This is a genomic window from Pseudomonas sp. FSL W5-0203 (genome assembly GCF_001896155.1).
GTDB classification, from domain to species: Bacteria; Pseudomonadota; Gammaproteobacteria; order Pseudomonadales; family Pseudomonadaceae; genus Aquipseudomonas; species Aquipseudomonas paracarnis.
In genome coordinates, this window is sequence record NZ_MPOR01000027.1 from 54,360 (window position 1) to 74,344 (window position 19,985).

The following is a 19,985-nucleotide window of genomic DNA, read 5'->3' on the forward strand; positions in this document are numbered from 1 at the left end:
GGCTAGCGTCCTGCGCTAGGGTTAGGTGCAGGATTCAGGCATCACTTCACAAGAGAATGGAAGCATGGACGGTACTTCTGCAAGCCCCCAGCCGTTGAACGCGCAACAGCGTTCGGCGCATATCCGCGAGGTGGTGATGGCCGAAGGCGTGCGCTTGCGCCAGCGGCACCCCTGGTTGTTGCATCAGGACGCGCTGGGCGCGGGCATCCTGGCCTTTGCCCTGCTGGGCATGCTCGGCTCGGCAGCGCTCTATATCAGCGGTCATATGGCCTGGTGGGTGTGTCTGCTGCTCAATGCTTTCTTCGCCTCGCTCACTCATGAGTTGGAACACGACCTGATCCACAGCATGTACTTTCGCAAGCAACGCGTGCCCCACAACCTGATGATGGGCCTGGTATGGCTGGCGCGGCCAAGCACCATCAACCCATGGATACGCCGGCACCTGCACCTCAACCATCACAAGGTCTCGGGCACAGAAGCCGACATGGAAGAGCGCGCGATCACCAATGGCGAACCCTGGGGCATCGCACGGTTGCTGATGGTGGGGGACAACATGATGTCGGCCTTGATCCGTCTGTTGCGCGCCAAGACCTGGCCGCACAGGTTCAGTATCCTCAAGCGCGTGCTGCTGGTGTACGCACCGCTGGCCTTGCTGCATTGGGGCGCGTGGTACGTCTTCCTGGGCTTTCATGCCGCCAATGGCATTGCCAGTTTGATGGGCGCGCCCATTCAGTGGTCAGCCGGTACCTTGCAGGTGATGCAGGTGATCGATATCGCTGCGGTGGTGATCATCGGCCCGAACGTGTTGCGCACCTTCTGCCTGCACTTTGTCAGCTCCAACATGCATTACTACGGCGATGTGGAACTGGGCAATGTGATTCAGCAAACCCAAGTGCTGAACCCTTGGTGGCTGTGGCCGTTGCAGGCGTTCTGCTTCAACTTCGGCAGCACCCACGGCATCCATCACTTTGTGGTGAAAGAACCGTTCTACATCCGCCAGATGACCGCCAAGGTGGCGCACAAGGTCATGGCCGAGATGGGGGTGCGCTTCAATGATTTGGGCACGTTTGCGCGAGCCAATCGCCTGGAGCCCCAGGAACACCCGCGCACTGAGCTTTCTTTCAGCAAGCAATGAACGCCAATGGCAGGTCACGGATCTGTTCGCGCACTGGCGGTTGGTAATGGTCGTCGCTGGTTAATTCGTGCAACAGCTCTTCGCGTAGCTGGTGGAATTCAAAACTGCTGCGCTGGCGCGGATGAGGCAGGGCGATCTCGACGACCTGCTTGATTCGCCCCGGACGCGGCTCCATCACCACCACGCGATCGGCGAGGAAAATCGCCTCTTCCACATCGTGGGTCACCAGCACCGTGGTGATCCTGGCGCGGGCACGAATCGCCAGCAGTTCGTCCTGCATCTGCTGGCGCGTCAGTGCATCCAGGGCGCCGAAGGGTTCGTCCAGCAACAGGATGCGCGGGCTGGCCACCAGGCCGCGGGCAATCGCCACCCGTTGCGCCATGCCGCCGGAGAGTTGGTGGGGGTAGGCGCGGGTGAAGTCAGTCAGGCCCACCAGCTCGATAAAATCACCGATGCGCCGCGTGCGTTCGGCTTCGCTCAGCGGCTCGTTGACCAGGCCCAGGCCGATGTTTTGCGCCACGGTCAGCCACGGAAACAAACGGTGCTCCTGGAACACAATACCGCGTTCGCCGCCGATCCCGCTGACGGCGTTACCATCCACCTGGATCTCGCCGCGATACTGCGTATCGAGCCCCACCAGCAGGCGCAGCAGGGTGGACTTGCCGCAACCGCTGGCGCCGACAATCGCGACGAATTCCCCTTCGGCCACCTCCAGGTTGAATTCGCGGATGGCTTCCAGTTCGAAGCCATCGACGTCGAAGGACTTGCCCACGTGGTTGAAGCTGACAATTGGTGCGTTCATGCGTGTCTCCAGCGAGTGGCGCGGGTTTCGAGGCGTTGGCCGATCAGGTTGAGAACGGCGCCGGTGAGGCCGACCAGCAGCATGCCGCTCATGATCAGGTCCATGCGCAGCAGCTGTTGGGCGCCGATCATCAGGCTGCCGATGCCGCCATTGGAGGGCATGAAGTATTCGGCGCCGAGGGTGCCCATCCACGCGTAGATCAGGCTCAGGCGCAGGCCGGCGAAAATCCCCGACGCGGCACCCGGCAGCACCAGGCGGCGCAGGCGTTGCCAGAGGTTCAGGCGCAGCACCTGCGCGGCTTCGCGCAACTGGGGCGACAGGTTGAGCACGCTGCGCTGGGTGGCAATAAACAACGGGAAGAAGGCGGCGAGGGCGATAAACACCCACTTGGCCAACTCACCCAGGCCGAACCAGGCGGTCAACAGTGGCACCCAGGCGAAAATGGCAATCTGGCGCAACGCGGACAAGGTTGGGCCGAGCAGTCGTTCACTGCGCCGCGACAACCCCAGCCACAAGCCCACGGCAAAGCCCAGGCTGCCGCCGAGCAACAAGCCGCCCAGGGCCCGTCCCAGGCTTTTGCCCAGGGCGGTGGTCAAGCTGCCATCCAGCACGCCGGCCAGGATGGTTTGCAGCACGGCCCAGGGGCTGACCAGAATGTTCGGGTCTACCCAGCCCTGTTGCGTCGCGGCCTGCCACAGCGCCAACAACAGCAAAGGTAACAACCAGGGCTGCAGGCGTTGCCAGCCTTCATAGCGTGGCCCGCGGCGGATCTGCGCGGTGGCGGGGTGGGGCCAGTGCACCCACTGGCGATCCAGCCAGCCGATGCCGCGGTCCATCACCACACCCAGCACGCCAATGACCACGATGCACACGAAGACGATATCGAGCATGAACAACTGGCGCGCCCACACCATCAGGTAGCCGATGCCTTCGCTGGAGGCCAGCAGCTCCACGGCCAGCAGGGAGGTCCAGCCGGCGGCCAGGGCCAGGCGTACGCCGGCCATAAACGCAGGCAGTGCGGCGGGCAGGACCAGGCGGCGGATCAGCAAGTGGCCAGGCAGGCGCAGCACCCGGGCAGCTTCGCGCAGGTTGGGCTGGGCATCGCGCACGCCCACCAGGGTATGCAGGGTCACGGGCACCACGATGGCCTTGACCAGCACCACCAGCTTGAGGGTTTCGCCAATGCCGAAAAACACCATGAACAGGGGGATCCAGGCGAGGGTCGGCACTTGCGCCAGCGCGCTGAACGTCGGGAACACCAAGCGCTCGGCGCGCGCACTGAAACCCAGGGACGCGCCGAGTATCGCGCCGGCACTGACACCGGCCAGCAGGCCCCAGAACAAGCGCTGCAAGCTGATCGCCAGATGGCTCCATAACTCGCCAGCGGCCAACTCCACCGCGCTGTTCCACACCAGGGCGGGGGTGGGCAGAATCTGCTCGCTCATCCAATGATTGCGGCTGGCCAGCCACCATAAGGCAAACAGCGTGAGCGGCAGCAGCCACGGCAATAAACGCTGGCCCAGCTGCGCCCAGCGCGGCGCGATGCCTTTAGACGGGGCCGCCAGCGGCAGGCTCAGAAGTGAAATCCGGGCCATGGAAGACCTCCGAATGCGTTATGTGATTTCGATCTTACAAAAGCGTGATCAAGATGATTGTGAGATAAGAAAAGTCATTTAAAGCCTCACACCGCCACGCATCCAATGCATTCGAAGAATATTTTCGATGCTGTTTATGCATATGCCTCTGGAGGCTGCGGGTTAGCTTGCATATTTCTAAATGCTATTAAATTGTGAATTTATAGTATTTAAAGTTTTGTTCAGTCTATGCCTACTTTTTGCTCCCCAGGCGACCGTCGCCCACCAGGAGCTGCGCTTATGAAACTGCCCTTTAAACGTCTGATCAGCCTGTTCGCCGGCACCGCCCTGGCCGGGTTGGTGCATGCCGCCGACCTCAAGGAAATCCGCATCGCAGTGCCCGACCTCAGTGCCGGCAGCCAGCACAGCGGCGGTGGCATCACCGACGTGTTGCGTGAACAGCAGATCTTTGAAAAAGCCTTTGCCGACCAAGGCATCAAGATCCAGTGGAATTACTTCAAGGGCGCCGGTCCGGTGATCAATGAAGCGTTCGCCAACGGCCAGGTGGACCTGGCCTATCTGGGCGACCTGGCAGCGATCATCGGCCGCTCCAATGGCCTGGATACGCGGCTGCTCAGCGCCTCTGCACGGGGAGTGAAACACTACCTCGGCGTGGTGCCGGGCTCCGGCATCAAGACCTTGCAAGACCTCAAGGGCAAGCGCGTGGCGGTGTTCCGAGGCACGGCCAGCCAGTTGTCGTTCGACAGCGCATTGGCCAGCCAGGGCTTGAGCGAGAAGGACCTTAAGGTGATCAACCTGGACTTCAACGCGGCCGCTGCCGCCCTGGCCGCCAAGCAGATTGACGCCACCTGGGGCGGGTCCACCCTGACGGCGTTGCAGGCCAAAGGTTTGGCAGAAATACCGCTGACCACCAAGGACCTGGGCGATGCCGGCAGCATCCAGGCCGTGCTGGTGGGCAGCTCCAAATTCGTCGATGAACACCCAGACGCCGTGGCCACGTTGCTCAAGGCCCAGCAGCAAGCGGTGCAGTGGTTGACCGATGACAACAACAAACAGGCGTACATCGCACTGGTGTCAGGGCTGGCCAGTTACCCGCCGGTGATCCTCACCAATGATTTGAAAGACCAGAAACTCAGCGAAGTTTTCCCCTCCACGCTGGACCCGGTGTTCCTTGGCAAATTGCAGGATGCGGTGGACTTGGCGTCCGGGGAGAAGTTGATTCGCAAGTCGTTTCAGGTGATTGATTGGGTGGCGCCTGGGCTGGTGGCGGCAGGGCTCTGAGCTTGTCGGTGCCTGGGCTATCGCTATCGCAGGCAAGCCAGCTCCCACACTTGAATGTGTTCAACGCTCAAATGTGGGAGCGGGCTTGCCTGCGATGAGGCCCTTCAAACCGCCACACTGACCTGCTGGCTATCCACCTCCACCAAGGTCTCGATCATCGCCTTCGCCGCCGGCGACAACCGCGACCCCGTGCGGCTGACGATCCCGCAGCGTGCGCTCAGGGTATCCATGTGCTGCGGCAAGTTGCGCCAGTGCAGCAGCACCAGCGCCCCCCTGGCAATGTCCTCGGCAAAGGCTTCTTCAGTGCCGACGCCGATGGCATTGGTTTGCAGCACGATGCTCACCAGCGCCGGGAAGTGCTCGGTCTGAATACTGGGTGAAAAATCCATACGCCCACTCAGGTTGGCCAACAGCTTGCGAATGCCTTGGGAAATCAGCGGCGCCGCCAGCGGGTAGTCGAACATATCGTTGGTGGACAGGCTGTCCTTGGCCAGCAAAGGGTGGCCGGGTCGGCAGAAAAACACCCCGCGTTTGGGGGTGAGTGCGCGGGTCTGGAAATTCGGGTCGGCTTCGAACTGGCGGATGTCGGCGATAAAGAATTCAATCTCTTCACGGCTCAGGCGGCGGCTGAGGGTTTCCCAGTTATCCACCTGAAACGTGGTGCGGATTTTCGGGTGGGCGTTGATAAACCGCGCCACCGCATCCGGCACCAGTTTCACGGCTGGCGCCGGGCCGCAGCCGAAGCGCAGGTCGCCGGCGTCGAGCTTGGTCATGCGCGTTACTTCACTGCTCAGCAGCGCTGCGCCATGCACCAGGCTCAGGGCGTGCTGCAACACCACCTGGCCTTCCGGCGTGGGGCGCAAGTCCTTGTGGCCACGGTCTACCAACACGCAACCAAACTCCTGTTCCAGCCCCTGGATGCTGCGGCTGAACGCTGGTTGGGTGATGCCCATGGCGTCCGCGGCACGCACGAAACTGCGGTGTTCGTTGAGGGCGATGAAGTAGCGCAGTTGGCGAAGATCCATATGCTTTCCCGGCATTTTAAAAATAGGTCGAAGGCATTTGCGACCGAGCAAGCTGAGGTTTTAAATGCAAGCTCTTATTCCGTCAACGAAGCATTCATTCATTTGCTAGACCTAAATTGCATATGGATAGAGCGTTGCTGGAAGCGTCCCCCCACCGTTTCGCAGGCACATGAGGGTCATCACAATGAGCAACGCCGCATTAGCCGTTCAATCCGTCGCCCAACCACTCGATATTCACCCGGTAGCCGGGCGGATCGGCGCCGAAATCCGTGGCATCAAATTGTCCGGTGAGCTGGATGCCGCCACCGTCGAGGCCATCCAGCAGGCGCTGGTGCAGTACAAGGTGATTTTCTTTCGCGAGCAGACCCACCTCGATGACCAGAGCCAGGAAGCCTTTGCTCACCTGCTCGGCGAGCCGATTGCCCACCCGACGGTGCCGGTGCGGGACGGCACGCGGTTCTTGATGGAGTTGGATGGCACCCGTGGCCAGCGCGCCAATTCCTGGCACACCGACGTGACCTTTGTGGATGCCTACCCTAAGGCCTCGATCCTGCGTTCGGTGCTGGCGCCTGCTTCCGGCGGCGATACCGTATGGGCCAACACAGCCGCTGCCTACAACGACCTCAGCGTGGAACTGCGCGCACTGGCTGATCACCTGTGGGCGGTGCACAGCAACGAATACGACTACGCCGCACGCAAGCCGGATGTGGCGGTGGAGAAGCTGGAGGAATACCGCAAAGTATTCACTTCCACGGTGTATGAAACCGAACACCCGGTGGTGCGCGTGCACCCGGTCAGCGGTGAGAAAACCCTGCTGTTGGGGCACTTCGTCAAACGCCTGAAAGGCTACTCCCAGGCAGAGTCGGCGCAGCTGTTCAACCTGCTGCAAGGCCACGTCACCCGCCTGGAAAACACCGTGCGCTGGCGCTGGAACACCGGCGACGTGGCGATCTGGGATAACCGTGCCACCCAGCATTACGCGGTGGACGACTACGGCACCCAGGAGCGCATCGTGCGCCGGGTTACGCTCAAGGGGGATGTGCCGGTGGGGGTGCAGGGGCAATCAAGCAAAACCACTAAAGGTCTTTAATCTGAGTGAAGATTAAAAAATGTGGGAGCGGGCTTGCCCGCGAATGCGCAGTGTCAGTCGACGTATTCATCAACTGACCCACTGCATTCGCGAGCAAGCCCGCTCCCACATTTGGATTCGTGGTGTTTACCAGACTCCGATCTTCACCACTTTCTCTGCCTCTGGCTCACCATAACGAAACCATTGCCCGCGCACCTCAACCTCCGTGTGGCTGATGGTGGTGCGCCGCTTCAACCCGCGCAGCCAGTCGAACAGATAACCCAGGTGCGTCTCGCGTACCTCGGCATAGGCGGGATCGCTGCCCAGGTCGTGCAGTTCTTGCGGGTCGTTTTCCAGGTCGAACAGTTGCGGGCGAAAGCCGTCGTACGCCAGGTACTTCCAGCGCTCGCTGCACACCATGGTCATGCGGCAACGGTCGATGGGTTGCTCCAGGCGCTCGCGAGCCGGGGCCTGGAAGGCGTAGTCGTATTCGGCAATGGCGTAGCGGCGCCAGCTGGGTTGCTCGCCCTGCAGCAATGGAATCAATGAGCGGCCTTCCAGGCGATGGTCGGCGGCGGGCAAGCCCAAGGCGTCGAGGAAGGTGGGCAGGGCGTCGATGGTTTCCACCAGGCGCTCGTCTACGGTGCCGCGGCTGATATCGGCGCTGGCACGCGGGTCGCGCACGATCAGCGGTACACCCACCGCAGGCTCCAGCAAAAACTCTTTTTCGCCAAGGAAGTGATCGCCGAGGAAGTCGCCGTGGTCGCTGGTGAACACGATCAGCGTGTCATCCCAACGGCCAGTGCTTTGCAGAAAATCAAACAGCCGCCCGAGTTGATCGTCAATCTGTTTGATCAGGCCCATGTAGGTCGGAATCACCGTGAGGCGCACCTCGTCACGGGAGAAATTCTGGCTCTCCTGGTGTTGGCGAAATGCCTGGTACACCGGGTGATCGCTGGTGTGTTCAGGTTGAATCGGCGCCTGCACATGCTCGGTACCGTACAGCGCGTGATACGGCGCCGGCGCGATGTAGGGCCAGTGCGGCTTGATATACGACAGGTGCAGGCACCAGGGCTGTTCACCTTGTTCGTCGATAAAGTCGATGGCGCGGTCGGTGGTGTAGACGGTCTCCGAATGTTCTTCGGCCACCCGTGCGGGTTTGCCGGCGTTGCGCATATGCCAGCCGCTGAGCACTTCGCCGTTCTCACCTTCGGCGGCGTTGGCCCATTCGTGCCAAGGGTTGCTGCCGTGGTAGCCGTGATCACGCAAGTAGCGGGTGTAGGGCGCGGACTCGCGCTTATCCTCGAACAGCGGGCTGTCGGGGTAGATGCTGTCGTGACGCAGATACGCATCGAAACCGACCTCATTGAGTGGCTCGGCCTGGGCACTGTCGGGGTCGATCTGCAGGCGCTGCAAGGCCTCAAGGTTCGGCGTGGCGTGGGTCTTGCCCACCAGTGCGGTGCGGATGCCATGGGGGCGCAGGTAGTCGCCGATCGTTAGCTCTTCGAGCGGCAGCGGCACTGCATTCCACGCCACCTGATGGCTGCTGACATAGCGCCCGGTGTAGGCCGACATGCGCGACGGGCCGCAGATGGTGCCTTGTGTATAGGCCCGACTGAAACGCACGCCGGCGGCGGCCAGGCGGTCGATATTCGGCGTGTGCAGATGGGCATGGCCGTAGCAGGACAGGTAGTCGCGGCGCAGTTGGTCGCACATGATGTAGAGCACGTTGCGCACGGGTTTGGGGTCAGACATGGGAATTTACCGAACGGAGGACAGGTGGGGTTTTTCGCCGTTCGAGGGGCGCTCTGGCAAGTGCATTTGGGGACTGGGTTCTATGCATTGAGTGCATGGGTGTGGCTGCTGGCGTCATCGCAGGCAAGCCAGCTCCCACAGTTGAAATGCATTCCCCTGTGGGAGCTGGCTTGCCTGCGATGACGGCCTGACAGCAGATACATATCTACCTGGCACACCCGCGATCCAATTGTGGGGAGCAGGCTTACCCGGCGAAGGACCTGATGTGAGCGGCCAGTCCTGCCAGCGCTTTATCCTCTGCCCTGGCCGCGTCATGGGAGGAGACATAGCCTTCATAACGCTCAAAATATTTGTCCTGGGTCGAACTGATTTTTTTGAAGGCGCTATCTTCCCCGGTCCCGTGCATCGGGAATAATTTGGCGTGCAGATGATCGACGCCATAACCCTCCAGAATCATGCCCGTTCTAGCCACACCTTTTAGCGCTTTGTCCAAAAGCTTCGCCGTCTTCTTGGCTGCGATGACCAAGTCACACAGCACGGTGTCCGGTTCGGCAAACGCATAGCTGCCGTGATGGGTTTTGGGGATAACGACACTGAACCCCGGGGTGTTGGGAAATATGGAGAGAAAGGCCATGTGGGTCTGGTCTTCCCATAGGAGGTGGCTGGGTGCAGTACGGCGGGCAATACTGCAAAAAATACAGTCCATCAAACGCGCTTCCTCGTGCGAGTCAAAAGGTAGACCCTCTTGTATGTGATCTTTGTTATCTAACGATGACTTCACTGACGTTGCGGGCCGCTGTTCACCGCTTAGTCAGACCGCAATATTTTCCAACGCATAAACATCCTCGTCCCTCTCGTCAATCTCCTTGATCTGCTCAATCATCGCCTGCGCCAGCGGCGACAACCGATACCCTGCACGGCTGACGATCCCGTAGCGGGTGTAGCGCTCCTCCAGGTTTTCGTCCAACCCCTCAATCTGCAAACACACCAACTCGCCCCGCGCCATGTGCAGCACATCGCTGTTGGCGCTGACGATGCCAATGGCGTCCGAGCGCAGTACCACGCCCATCAGGCTGTAACCGTTTTCGCATTCCACATTGGGCTGGTAATCCGGCCGGCCGCTGAGGTCGACGATGACTTTGCGCAGGTTCGGCGGGCGGATGGTCACTGCCAGCGGGTAGCTCATCAGTTCGGCGGCGCTGACGCTGTTGCGCGCGGTCAGGGGGTGGCCGGCGCGGCAGCAGAAGTACCAGCGACGTGGGCGCAGGCGGTGGGTGTGGTAGTCGGGGTTGGCTTCGAAGTGGCGGGTGTCGGCGACGAAAAATTCGAACTCTTCGCTAAGCAGGCGTTTGCCCAGGCTTTGCCAGTCGTCCACCTGGAACTGCACGCGGGCCTTGGGGTAGCGCCCGATAAAACTGCCGATGGCACGTGGGACTAACCCAGCTGCCGGCGCGGGGCCGCAACCGAAACGCAGTTCACCGGCTTCCAGTCCGTTGAACTGGCTGATTTCGTTGGCCAGTTGTTGTGCGCCGCTAACCAGGCGCCGTGCATGTTCGAGCATTACCTGGCCTTGCTTGGTGGGCGCCAGGTCTTTGCGGCCACGGTCCACCAGTTGGCAGCCGGCACTGTGTTCCAAGGCCTGGATGCTGCGGCTGAACGCCGACTGCGACAGGTTCACCGCTGCTGCTGCCGCGACGAAACTGCGTTGTTCGGCGAGGGCGATGAAGTGGCGAAGCTGGCGCAGGTCGATATGCATTTTTCACATCAAAAATATCCGGGAAATGCATTGGCTATGCATTAGGTCGACTCCTTATAAAGGCTATCTCTTATGCAGTAAATGTTCGTAAAAACATAAATAAATAACCTTTAGGAATATAAGGCGACGAGTATTCCGGGGTTTTGGAGCCGCTTATGAGTCTGTTCAAGTCCTTGCCCCTGGCTGTTCTAGTGGCCGGTAGCAGCAGTTGGTCGCCGGCCCAGGCCGCTGAAACACCCACGCCTGCCGGCAAGGGCGAAAGCGCCAGTGGCCAACTGGAAACTGTCACGGTCACTGCCCGGCGGCGTACCGAAAGTGCCCAGGCCGTGCCGACGCCCATGAGCGTGCTCGGCGGCCAGGCCCTGGAAACCCAGCGGGTGTACCGCATCCAGGATTTGCAGCAACTGGTGCCCAGCGTCAACGTCGCCTATATGCATGCGCGCCAGTCCAGCGTGTCGATCCGCGGCCTGGGCAACAACCCGGCCAGCGATGGCCTGGAAGGCAGCGTGGGGCTGTATATCGACAACGTCTACCTCGGGCGCCCGGGTATGGCGGTGTTCGACCTGATGGACATTGAGCAGCTTGAGGTTTTGCGCGGCCCCCAGGGCACGTTGTTCGGCAAGAACACCACGGCTGGCGTGATCAATATCAGTACGCGCGCGCCGAGTTTTACTCCCGAGCGCAGCATCGAAACCTCCTTGGGCGAGGACGGTTATTTCCAGACCAAGGGCACGATTTCCGGCCCGCTCACCGAGGACTTGGCAGGGCGTTTCTCGGCCTATCGCACGCGCAGCGACGGCGATATCGAGAATGAACATGACGGCCATGATCTGAACGGCGGCTCCCGCCAGGGCTTTCGCGGGCAACTGCTGTACAAACCCAGCGAGGCCTTCAACCTGCGCTGGATCGGCGACTACAACGAAGAAGACTCCAGCGCCGGCACCTGCGTGCTGTACAGCACCGGCCCGACCATCAATGGCACCAACCTGTATCAATCCCGGGCCAACGCGGCGGGCGCAACTTTGGTGGACGGCACCCATCGCAAGGTCAACCTCGACAACGACCAGCACGTCACGGTGTTCCAGGGCGGTACGTCGCTGGAAGCCAATTGGACGCTGCCCAGCGACTTCACCCTGACCTCGGTGAGTGCTTACCGCTGGTGGAATTTCACCCCGCGCAACGATGACGGCCTCAACGTACCGGCGTCGTATAACGCCGGGGTTTCGGTGGAAGATAAGCAGTGGTCCCAGGAATTTCGCCTGGCGTCGCCCAGCGGTGGTTTCTTCGATTACGTGCTGGGCGCCTACTACTTCGGCTCCGACCTGGATAACAAATCCTTTGCATACTACGGGCCCAAGGCCGATATCTGGAACGGCACACCTGCCGGTGCGTTGAGCAACGTGAGCAGTGTGGGCAACGGGCATATCCGCACCGACAGCTTCGCGCTGTTCGCCCAAGGCACCTGGCACCTGACCGAACGCCTGGATTTCACCGCCGGCCTGCGTGGCACCTACGAAGAGAAAAGCGCCTGGGTCACGCGCAATGCGCCCGTCGGTGGCGCGGCGGTCAGCGGGGCTGCTGCCACGGCGCGGCGCGGGCGTACCGGGGCCTATGACTCGGGCGACCTGTCGCAATACAGCGCCACGCCGTCGGGGCTGCTCAACCTCAGTTATCACTTCAATGAAAACCTGCTGGGCTACGCGACGCTGTCCCACGGCGAGAAGTCCGGCGGTGTGAACCTGGCGGTGGGGTCTGCGCCGACGGCCGGAGCCGACTCGTTGCTGATCGGCACCGAGCGCGCCAACAACGCCGAGCTAGGCTTCAAGAGCACGCTGTGGGACCGCCGCCTGCAGCTCAATGCCAACCTGTTCTGGACCCAGGTCAACGGCTACCAGACTAACGCCTACGACCAGGACAACCGCGTGCAGTACCTGACCAACGCCGGCTCGGTACGCTCGCGGGGCGTGGAAGTCGAAAGCACCCTGGTGCCGATCAAGGGCCTGACCCTGAACATCAACGGCTCCTTCAATGACGTGACGTACCTGTCTTACAAGGACGCGCCGTGCCCGCCGGAAACCAGCCTGCGTCCCGGTGCGCCGGCATCCTGCGACCTGAGCGGCCATCAGGTAGTGGGCGCCTCCAAGTGGATCGCCAACGCCAACGGCGAGTACAAGTGGAACCTGGCGAACGGCTTCGAACCCTATGTCACCGCCAGTTACGCGTTCCGTTCCAAGGCGGTGGGCACGGTGGAAGATTCCGACTACGGGCAGATCCCGGCGTATGCGGTGGTCAACCTGTCTACCGGTTTGCGCGGCGACTATGACCAAGGGCAGTGGGATGTGTCGCTGTGGCTGAAAAACGCCTTCGACAAAACCTACTACACCACCCTGTGGACCGGTGGTAACGGCGGTTACGAGGGCCTGTTGGGCACGCCGCGCACCCTAGGCGTGACTGGGCGCTACGACTTCTAGGTCGGTGCGATAGGTGGCCGGGCTGAACACCCGCGTCACCAGCAGCATCGCCACCACCGTCACCGTCAGCACCACCCAGGCACTGACAAAGTTGCCGGTAAGCTCGCGCAGCCAGCCGGTCAGCCACGGCGAAATCGCATTGATCAAAAAGCCCACGCCTTGCACGAACGCCGCCAGTTGCCCGGCTTGGCGTGGGTCGCGATGGTGGTCGAGGGTCAGCAGCAAGCTCAGGGCAAAGCACGCCCCTAACCCGAAGCCGCACAAGGCCACCCACAGGTGGGGATATTCCTGCGGCGCAATGATCAGGCCCAGGTAGCCGATGGTTTGCGCCAGCAGGCTGATGCTGAGCAATGGGCGGCGGTCGATACCGCGTTGCGCCAGCACTGGCATCAACAGAGCGGCCGTCACCTGAAAAATCGTCATGAACGCCAGCAATGACCCGCTGGGCAGCACGCCCCAACCCAGTTGCTGATAGTAGGCGGGCAGCCACGCGACCATGCTCATGTAGCCGCAGTTGACCAGGCCGAAATACAGCGCCAGCAGCCAGGCGCGGCGGTTACGCAACCCTTTGAACGCAGGCGCCTGCTGTGGGTTTCGCGCCGCGCCCAGCGGCAGCCAGGCCCACAGCAACAACGCCCCCAGCGCCGGCAAGAGCCACACACCCAGGCCTGCTTGCCATTGCTGGAAATGCGTGGCCACCACCGGACTGAGCAGCGCCGCCAGGCCGCCACCGGCCATCAGCGAGGCCGAATACACGCCCATCGCCACCGGCACGCGGTGACGGAATTCGCGCTTGATCATCGCCGGCACCAGCGCCTGGATCAGCGCCACGCCCGCACCGCCGAGCAGCGCGGTAACCAGCAGTGCCGAAGCCTGGCCCATCAGCCAGCGCGCCAGGCACGCCAGCAAAATCATCAACAAGCCCAGGGCGATGCCGCGACGCTCGCCCAAGCGCGCCTCCACGCGCACGCCCACCAGTGCCACCAACCCCATGCAGATCACCGGCAGGCTGGTGAGCAGGGCGCTGCTCTGAAAGCTCAGGCCGGTGGCCTGGCGAATCTCGCCGAGCAGCGGGCTGATGGAACTGAGGATGGGGCGCAGGTTCAGGCCGAGCACCACCAGCAGGCCCCAGCCGGCGAGGGATTTATTCAGGGTCATGCAGGGTTTTCCACTGGTGATACAGCGCAGTCATTGCGGCATCGGGCAGGTGCTGAATGGGCAGGCGTTGCGCGTCGATGGGCAAGCCAACCTGCTGGCTGATGGCTGCCGTCGACAGGCCGAATGGCTCGGCTGTTTCGTTGCTGGCGGCAAACACTACGCGTTCTACACCGCACAGGTACAGGGCGCTCAAGCACATTGGGCAAGGCTGTCCGCTGGCATAGATCACGCACCCCACCAGGCGCGCACCCAGTTGTCGGCTCGCTGCGCGGATCGCCAGCAGCTCAGCGTGGGCGGTGGGGTCCTGGGTCAGGTGGATCTCATTCACGGCTTCCACCAGCACCTCATTGTTGCGCGTCAGCACCGCGCCGAAGGGGCGGCCGCCTTGGGTGACGTTGGCACGGGCCAAGGCAATAGCGCGTTGCAGGTGTGCTTGATCGTTGGTCATACATGGCCCCCGGATGCGATGAAAGGTGTGAAGTATGGGCAGCCAGCAAGGTATTCTGAAATTAAATATAAACATGCCAATCAGTGGCAAACACAATGGTGATGACGTTGTTCGATCCCGTGTTGTTGCGCAGCTTTGTCGCCGTGGTGGACTGCGGCAATTTCACCCGCGCCGCCGAGCGACTGCACTTGACCCAGTCCACCGTCAGCCAACAAATCCGCCGCCTGGAAGACGCAGTGGCGTGTCAGTTACTCGACCGCGACCAGCGCCGGGTAGTGGCCACCGCCGAGGGTGAGCGCCTGCTCGCGTATGCGCGCCGCATCCTCGCGCTGCACGAAGAAGCCGCCGATGTGCTGATCAACCAGCAAAGCGACGGCGTGTTGCGCCTCGGCGTGCCGGAGGACTTTGCCGCCGAGCGCCTGATGCCGCTGCTTTCGGCATTTGTCGTGGCTTATCCACGGGTGCGACTGGAAGTCACCAGCGGGCTGGGCCCTGAATTGCAGCGCCAGTACCGGGGCGGTGAGTTCGATGTGTTGCTGGTCAAGCAGATGGGCGACAGCGACGACTGTGTGGCGTCGTGGCCGGAGCCCTTGTACTGGGTCGACAGCCTGAGCACTCCGGCCCTGGGCCGCGACCCGCTGCCGCTGGTGGCTTTCCCCGTAGGCGGCCTGTATCGCAACGACATGCTGCACCATCTGGAACGGGCCGGCTGGCGTTGGCGCATCGGCTATTCCAGCGCCAGCCTGGCCAGCGTTTGTTCGGCGGTGGCGGCAGGCTTGGGCATCAGTTTATTGCCCGAACGGGTATTGCAACCGGGCCATCGCATACTCGGCCCAGAGAGTGGCTTGCCGCCTGTTCATGGCGTGCGATTGGCCCTGTATGGCCGCAGTGGTCTGGGCGCAGCGGGCCAGAGTTTGCTGGGTGAATTGCTGGCCTTGTGCAGTGGAAACCCGCACTGAGCCCATACCTTTGCCGAATATTTTGTATGCCTTTAAGGCATTGAAAGACAACGGCTTGAAGCCAGGCCACGGGCCACGTGGCTTTGGCGTGATCGGCTGTTTTGTTTATGTGTTTTTGTTCTATGTATAACTTTAAAGGTTACTTTAAGAGATAAGTGTCTGGCCCCGATGATTCAGCCCACGACGGGCCTTCGCTGGCCCGTCGGTTTTTCAAAACCGTAGGGAGTGAATCAATGGGCAATGTCCAGACCGCCGCCAGTGCACCCGAGGCGCAGTGGCGCCCGGCACCGAGTGGTGAGTTGGTCGACCTTGGCCGGCCGCATCACGCGCCGTTGGGGCAATTGCGCCTGCAGAAGACCCCGAAGCGTTTTTCCAGCCGCCGCGAGGGGGTTTTGCTCGGGTTGCTGGTGTTGGCGCTGCACGGTGCAGTGATCTATTGGGTGAGCCAGAAACCCACGCCGGTGCTGCCGATTGTGCCGCCGGAAATTCCACCGATGACCATCGAATTTTCCCAGCCGGCGCCGCCGGTGGTTGAACCGCCACCGCCTGTACCGCCACCACCGCCTCCGCCTGTGGTCGAACCACCGCCGCCGGTGGTGGATGAGTTGGCGGCCAAGCCGGCGCCGCCCAAACCCATTGCGAAACCCAAACCCAAGCCCGTGCCTAAACCTGAGCCTAAGCCGGCCCCCAAGGCCGTCGAGCAGCCACCTGCACCACCGACGCCAGCGCCACCTGCACCGCCCGCACCCGCGGCGCCAGCGCCGGTGACGCCTGCTTCGGCCAACGCCGCGTACCTGAAGAACCCGGCGCCGGAATACCCGTCACTGGCTCAGCGTCGCGGTTGGGAAGGTACGGTGTTGCTGCGGGTGCAGGTGCTGGCCAGTGGTAAACCGGGTGAGATCCAGGTGCAAAAAAGCAGTGGTCGCCAGCAGTTGGATGACGCGGCATTGGCGGCGGTGAAGCGCTGGAGTTTCGTGCCTGCCAAGCAGGGCGATGTGGCCCAGAACGGCTGGGTGAGCGTGCCCATCGATTTCAAGATTCATTAATTATTCAGCGGCGCAGAGGGAAAACATCATGGCATTGGCATCTCCACTTGAATCCATCGAAAGCGCGGTGATCTGGCTGCTGGTGGCCTTTTCGGTCGCCACCTGGGGCCTGGCCTTGCTCAAGGGCGTGCAGTTCGGTCGCCTCAAGGCCCAGGATCGCAAGTTTCACAAACAGTTCTGGGCGGCATCGAGCCTCGACTCGGCCGCCGAACTCGCCGAAACCCAGCCTGGCGCCGCCGCCCGTGTAGCCCAGGCCGGCTATGCCGCGATCCAGGTGGGCGATACCCCCCACGCTGCGGATTTGAGCCAGGCGATCAATCACCAGGACCGCCTCGAACGCGCCCTGCGCCAGCAAATCGTGCGTGAGCGTCGCTCCCTGGAAACCGGCCTGGCTGTGGTCGCCAGTATCGGCAGCACCTCGCCGTTTATCGGCCTGTTTGGCACCGTGTGGGGGATCATGGAAGCGCTGAAGGGGATCAGTGCTGCCGGGTCCGCCAGCCTGGAAACCGTGGCGGGACCCATCGGCGCGGCACTGGTGGCGACCGGCGTGGGGATCGCCGTCGCGGTGCCTGCGGTGCTGGTTTACAACTACTTCCTGCGTCGCCTGAAGCTGACGGCGGCAGACCTGGATGACTTTGCCCACGACTTCTACAGCCTGGCGCAGAAAAACGCGTTCCGCGTGCTGCTGCACCCGACGTTGGCCAAGGCCAGCACCGGCAGCCCGCAGAAAGTGAAGGAGGCATCCTGAATGGCCTTCTCCACGCAAGACAGCGATGAGGTGCTGAGCGAGATCAATGTCACGCCGCTGGTGGATGTGATGCTGGTGCTGCTGGTGGTGTTTATCGTCACCGCGCCGCTATTGACCAACTCCATCCCGATCAACCTGCCCAAAACCCAGGCCGTAGCGCCGGTTGAGCAGAAAGACCCGTTGGTGGTGAGCATCGACGGCGCGGGCAAACTGTTTATCAACAAGGACGCAATCCAGCCGGACCTGTTGGAATTCAACCTGCAGGCGGCCAAGGCCAAGGACCCCGACGTGCGGGTGCAACTGCAGGCCGACGATGGAGTGAACTACGGCGAAGTGGCGCGAGCCATGGCGTCGATCGAGCGCGCAGGCATTACCAAATTGTCGGTGATTACTGCACGTTAGTTTCAAAGAGCCGCGACACGTTTTTGGGCCGTTTCCTTGGCAGGGTGCGGCCCTTTTTTTATTGGAAGGGTATAGCGTTAGTAAAGGAAAAGAATTCACACGTTTTTGAATGTTTCTGAGCGTGCAATTCATGACCGTATGATTATTCTGGCTGGCGCATGGAAAGTTTCGATAAATGGAGAATTTATAGAATGGTACGTTTTCCGATTCGTTTGGTAGATACATTCGTCAGCCCGCAACAACCGGTTTCTCAGCCCGATGAAAAAAAACCTGTCGCTTTTTCTGGGCCGTCCGATAGGCCTGGCCCACGGCATCCGTTAGGGCAAAGTTTATCTTTGAATCGCGCCGGTTATCAGCACATTAACGCACCCAATGCCGGGCCCAAGGTATTGAAGCCAAATCCTGTAATAGATGCTTATATCAGTACGCATGCGTCTGATTTTATGTCTCCTGAAAAAGAGATTGCCACTATTTTGTCCGCGAAGATAAAACAACAGTGGGGCATTGAAGTTGATCCTGATAAAACGTATCTGGTGACGTTCAAGGATAATGGCGATGACGAAAAGGATGTTGTGGAAAAAATAACGCTGACCCAGGCGGCTTTGAAAAACAGGCAAGATGTTACGATTGAAGATAATGAGGGCTGGTTTCGAAAAATCGCCAAGTATTTTTCGCCGGCAGTGTATGTTTACAACAAAATTGACGGCTGGGTGCAGGAAGCAGGCAGTCGCCAAGCTATTTACCGGGAACCGAGTTCTCCGGGCTCTGCGCTCTACAGTGCGGCCACTGAGGTGCCCATTCCGGTTGAAGATTTCAAAGCCTTGGTCTGGGATACAGACCGCACCCAACTTTACAAGAATACGCTTGATGGATTCTGGGACAAACACAGCGCCTCGTATGCATCGTTGAGTAAAATATCCTTTGTTAAAGCGATCAATCTACAGCGTCTGGAAGGAACACTTGGACCGGTTGAGGCGGCACTCGCTCAGCGTGCGTTGGGGGCGGTTGCGCAAAAGGATTGGTCCGAGCTGACGGTTCAGGATTTTACCAAGCCTGCCGTCAAGGATCCGAATCTGGAGATCGGCTTGCTGAGCATCAACGGCTTGCAGTCGACCGACTTGATGTGTGTGACCGATCGGAAAACCCAGCTGACGTTGCTATACATCCCTGGCAATTCCTCACCCATTCATCGGTTCGATAATCCGCAGCAAATGAAAACGTGGCTGGCGGGGCAGGCGTCAGACCCCGTTAAGCGCGAATCGCTGCTGACGCACTTTTCTCTCAAGGATCAAGCTGACAAGTCGTTTTCAGACGGTGTACGTCAGTCTCTGGAAGGGATGGGAAATTGGTCGGACGCGCAGGCGTCGGGTAATGCTTTCCTTAAAGGGCTCAACGGCTGGGTGCCGGATCGGTTTATCACAGTGGATCAGCTGCAGGGCGACCCTTTCGAAGCAGTCAAGGTTCGACAAAAGGCCCGATCTTATTCGGACGCGGATAATGCGATCGTCAGTGATGGGGACTACACCAAGAACAAAGTGCTGCAAGGGGTGGAAGAGGCCACCAAAGTCGCCATGTTCATGACGCCCCTGGCCCTGGTCATGCCGGAAGTCGCAATAGGCCTGGATGTTTTCTTCCTGGCAGCCGGGGGCGCCGAGGCCGGTATTGGTATTGATGATGCCATCAAAGGAAAATCGACCGGTGCGGACCGAATTGTTTTTGGGGTATTGAACGCTGCTCCGCCGTTAGCCACTCATGCGGGGGCGCCGCTGGCGAAAGTGATAACAGAAAGGTTTGCCAGCGGGGGCGTCGCAGCCGGAGCGGATGCTGCAGCCCAGGCCTCTACTCAAGTGACTGAACAAGGGCGCCCATTCTTCAATCCGCCACGGCGAATCAATGGGCAGATTGGTTATCCGATGAGCCCTGTTTCGCCCCCGAAACTCCATGAGGCGTTCACAGTCCCCATGGACGATGTCCATCAAATGGTCTCGAAAGACTACATGATTTTCGTCGATCGATACGGCACTAAAGTGACGTATGACGTAGAGGCCCGCCTATGGCGTGGGGTCAGCGAAAACGGTCGAGTGAATGACGTGTTTTATTGGCGTAAAGGCCAAGAAAACTGGATGAGTGGTACAAAAGCTGAAGCGATCGAAGGGAATAAAAATGCACCGGCCTCAATGATAAATAAGACATTGAAGTTACCGAGACTGCCATCGTTACCCTCCGGCGCCACTGAGGTGCCCAAGGTTATCCACGGCGGTTGCAGGAGCTGAGTGCAACACGGTTATTGAATTGAAGCCGGAGCATCATGCCGCATTGCCATGGAATTTTGCAT

Annotated in this window: 17 protein-coding genes; 9 read left to right on the top strand and 8 right to left on the bottom strand. The window is 60.7% G+C overall.

The genetic code is table 11. The features are described 5' to 3' along the window. Positions 1-64: 64 nt before the first annotated feature. The gene (locus BOP96_RS21165; protein WP_073453945.1) at positions 65-1,135 is read left to right on the top strand and encodes a fatty acid desaturase; all 1,071 of its coding nucleotides are present in this window, start codon (positions 65-67) and stop codon (positions 1,133-1,135) included. On the opposite strand, the gene BOP96_RS21170 is transcribed toward BOP96_RS21165, so the two are convergent. Together BOP96_RS21170 and BOP96_RS21175 are read right to left on the bottom strand one after the other, a co-directional pair. After that, complete coding sequence (locus BOP96_RS21170) at positions 1,122-1,937, bottom strand: ABC transporter ATP-binding protein (RefSeq protein ID WP_073453947.1); 816 nt, start codon at positions 1,935-1,937, stop codon at positions 1,122-1,124. The two genes, BOP96_RS21165 and BOP96_RS21170, sit on opposite strands and share 14 nt — an antisense overlap. Beyond that, positions 1,934-3,532, bottom strand: coding sequence for an ABC transporter permease (locus tag BOP96_RS21175; RefSeq protein WP_073453949.1), 1,599 nt, complete (start codon positions 3,530-3,532; stop codon positions 1,934-1,936). Before BOP96_RS21175 ends, BOP96_RS21170 begins: the two co-directional genes overlap by 4 nt. A 279-nt stretch (positions 3,533-3,811) precedes the next feature. On the opposite strand from BOP96_RS21175, the gene BOP96_RS21180 reads away from it, so the two are divergent. Beyond that, entirely contained in the window at positions 3,812-4,813 is a 1,002-nt protein-coding gene (locus tag BOP96_RS21180) for an ABC transporter substrate-binding protein (RefSeq protein WP_073453950.1), read from the top strand. A gap of 104 nt (positions 4,814-4,917) precedes the next feature. Here BOP96_RS21180 and BOP96_RS21185 read toward each other — a convergent pair whose 3' ends face one another. Next, entirely contained in the window at positions 4,918-5,838 is a 921-nt protein-coding gene (locus BOP96_RS21185) for a LysR family transcriptional regulator (protein ID WP_003187586.1), read from the bottom strand. Positions 5,839-6,022: 184 nt separating this feature from the next. On the opposite strand from BOP96_RS21185, the gene BOP96_RS21190 reads away from it, so the two are divergent. Next, on the top strand, positions 6,023-6,928 hold the full coding sequence (locus tag BOP96_RS21190) for a TauD/TfdA dioxygenase family protein (RefSeq protein ID WP_019819893.1): 906 nt from the start codon (positions 6,023-6,025) through the stop codon (positions 6,926-6,928). A 126-nt stretch (positions 6,929-7,054) separates the two neighbouring features. Here BOP96_RS21190 and BOP96_RS21195 read toward each other — a convergent pair whose 3' ends face one another. From BOP96_RS21195 to BOP96_RS21205, 3 genes are all read right to left on the bottom strand, one after another. After that, complete coding sequence (locus BOP96_RS21195) at positions 7,055-8,662, bottom strand: alkaline phosphatase family protein (protein WP_073453953.1); 1,608 nt, start codon at positions 8,660-8,662, stop codon at positions 7,055-7,057. A 244-nt stretch (positions 8,663-8,906) separates the two neighbouring features. Continuing rightward, the gene (locus BOP96_RS21200; protein ID WP_073453955.1) at positions 8,907-9,368 is read right to left on the bottom strand and encodes an HIT family protein; all 462 of its coding nucleotides are present in this window, start codon (positions 9,366-9,368) and stop codon (positions 8,907-8,909) included. Positions 9,369-9,473: 105 nt separating this feature from the next. Further along, on the bottom strand, positions 9,474-10,418 hold the full coding sequence (locus BOP96_RS21205) for a LysR family transcriptional regulator (protein WP_073453956.1): 945 nt from the start codon (positions 10,416-10,418) through the stop codon (positions 9,474-9,476). A gap of 155 nt (positions 10,419-10,573) precedes the next feature. Between BOP96_RS21205 and BOP96_RS21210 the strand changes: the two genes are divergently transcribed. Next, positions 10,574-12,889, top strand: a complete 2,316-nt coding sequence (locus BOP96_RS21210) for a TonB-dependent receptor (RefSeq protein WP_073453958.1) — start codon at positions 10,574-10,576, stop codon at positions 12,887-12,889. On the opposite strand, the gene BOP96_RS21215 is transcribed toward BOP96_RS21210, so the two are convergent. Both BOP96_RS21215 and BOP96_RS21220 read right to left on the bottom strand, forming a co-directional pair. Further along, on the bottom strand, positions 12,860-14,047 hold the full coding sequence (locus BOP96_RS21215; RefSeq protein ID WP_014716436.1) for a CynX/NimT family MFS transporter: 1,188 nt from the start codon (positions 14,045-14,047) through the stop codon (positions 12,860-12,862). The genes BOP96_RS21210 and BOP96_RS21215 overlap by 30 nt on opposite strands. Next, the gene (locus BOP96_RS21220) at positions 14,034-14,495 is read right to left on the bottom strand and encodes a nucleoside deaminase (RefSeq protein ID WP_014716437.1); all 462 of its coding nucleotides are present in this window, start codon (positions 14,493-14,495) and stop codon (positions 14,034-14,036) included. Before BOP96_RS21220 ends, BOP96_RS21215 begins: the two co-directional genes overlap by 14 nt. Before the next feature lie 107 nt (positions 14,496-14,602). Here BOP96_RS21220 and BOP96_RS21225 point away from each other — a divergent pair, with 107 nt between their 5' ends. The 5 genes from BOP96_RS21225 (at position 14,603) to BOP96_RS21245 (ending at position 19,923) form a co-directional block, all read left to right on the top strand. Then, positions 14,603-15,454, top strand: a complete 852-nt coding sequence (locus BOP96_RS21225; protein ID WP_005783745.1) for a LysR family transcriptional regulator — start codon at positions 14,603-14,605, stop codon at positions 15,452-15,454. A gap of 233 nt (positions 15,455-15,687) precedes the next feature. After that, the gene (locus tag BOP96_RS21230) at positions 15,688-16,500 is read left to right on the top strand and encodes an energy transducer TonB (protein ID WP_014716438.1); all 813 of its coding nucleotides are present in this window, start codon (positions 15,688-15,690) and stop codon (positions 16,498-16,500) included. A gap of 25 nt (positions 16,501-16,525) precedes the next feature. Beyond that, a complete protein-coding gene (locus BOP96_RS21235; protein ID WP_093114384.1) occupies positions 16,526-17,248 on the top strand; it encodes a MotA/TolQ/ExbB proton channel family protein in 723 nt (240 codons plus the stop codon). Further along, the gene (locus BOP96_RS21240; protein ID WP_014716440.1) at positions 17,249-17,650 is read left to right on the top strand and encodes an ExbD/TolR family protein; all 402 of its coding nucleotides are present in this window, start codon (positions 17,249-17,251) and stop codon (positions 17,648-17,650) included. A 191-nt stretch (positions 17,651-17,841) separates the two neighbouring features. Further along, positions 17,842-19,923 carry a dermonecrotic toxin domain-containing protein gene (locus BOP96_RS21245; protein WP_238346859.1) on the top strand — a complete coding sequence of 694 codons (2,082 nt, stop codon included), beginning with the start codon at positions 17,842-17,844 and terminating at the stop codon, positions 19,921-19,923. The last annotated feature ends 62 nt before the right edge of the window (positions 19,924-19,985 follow it).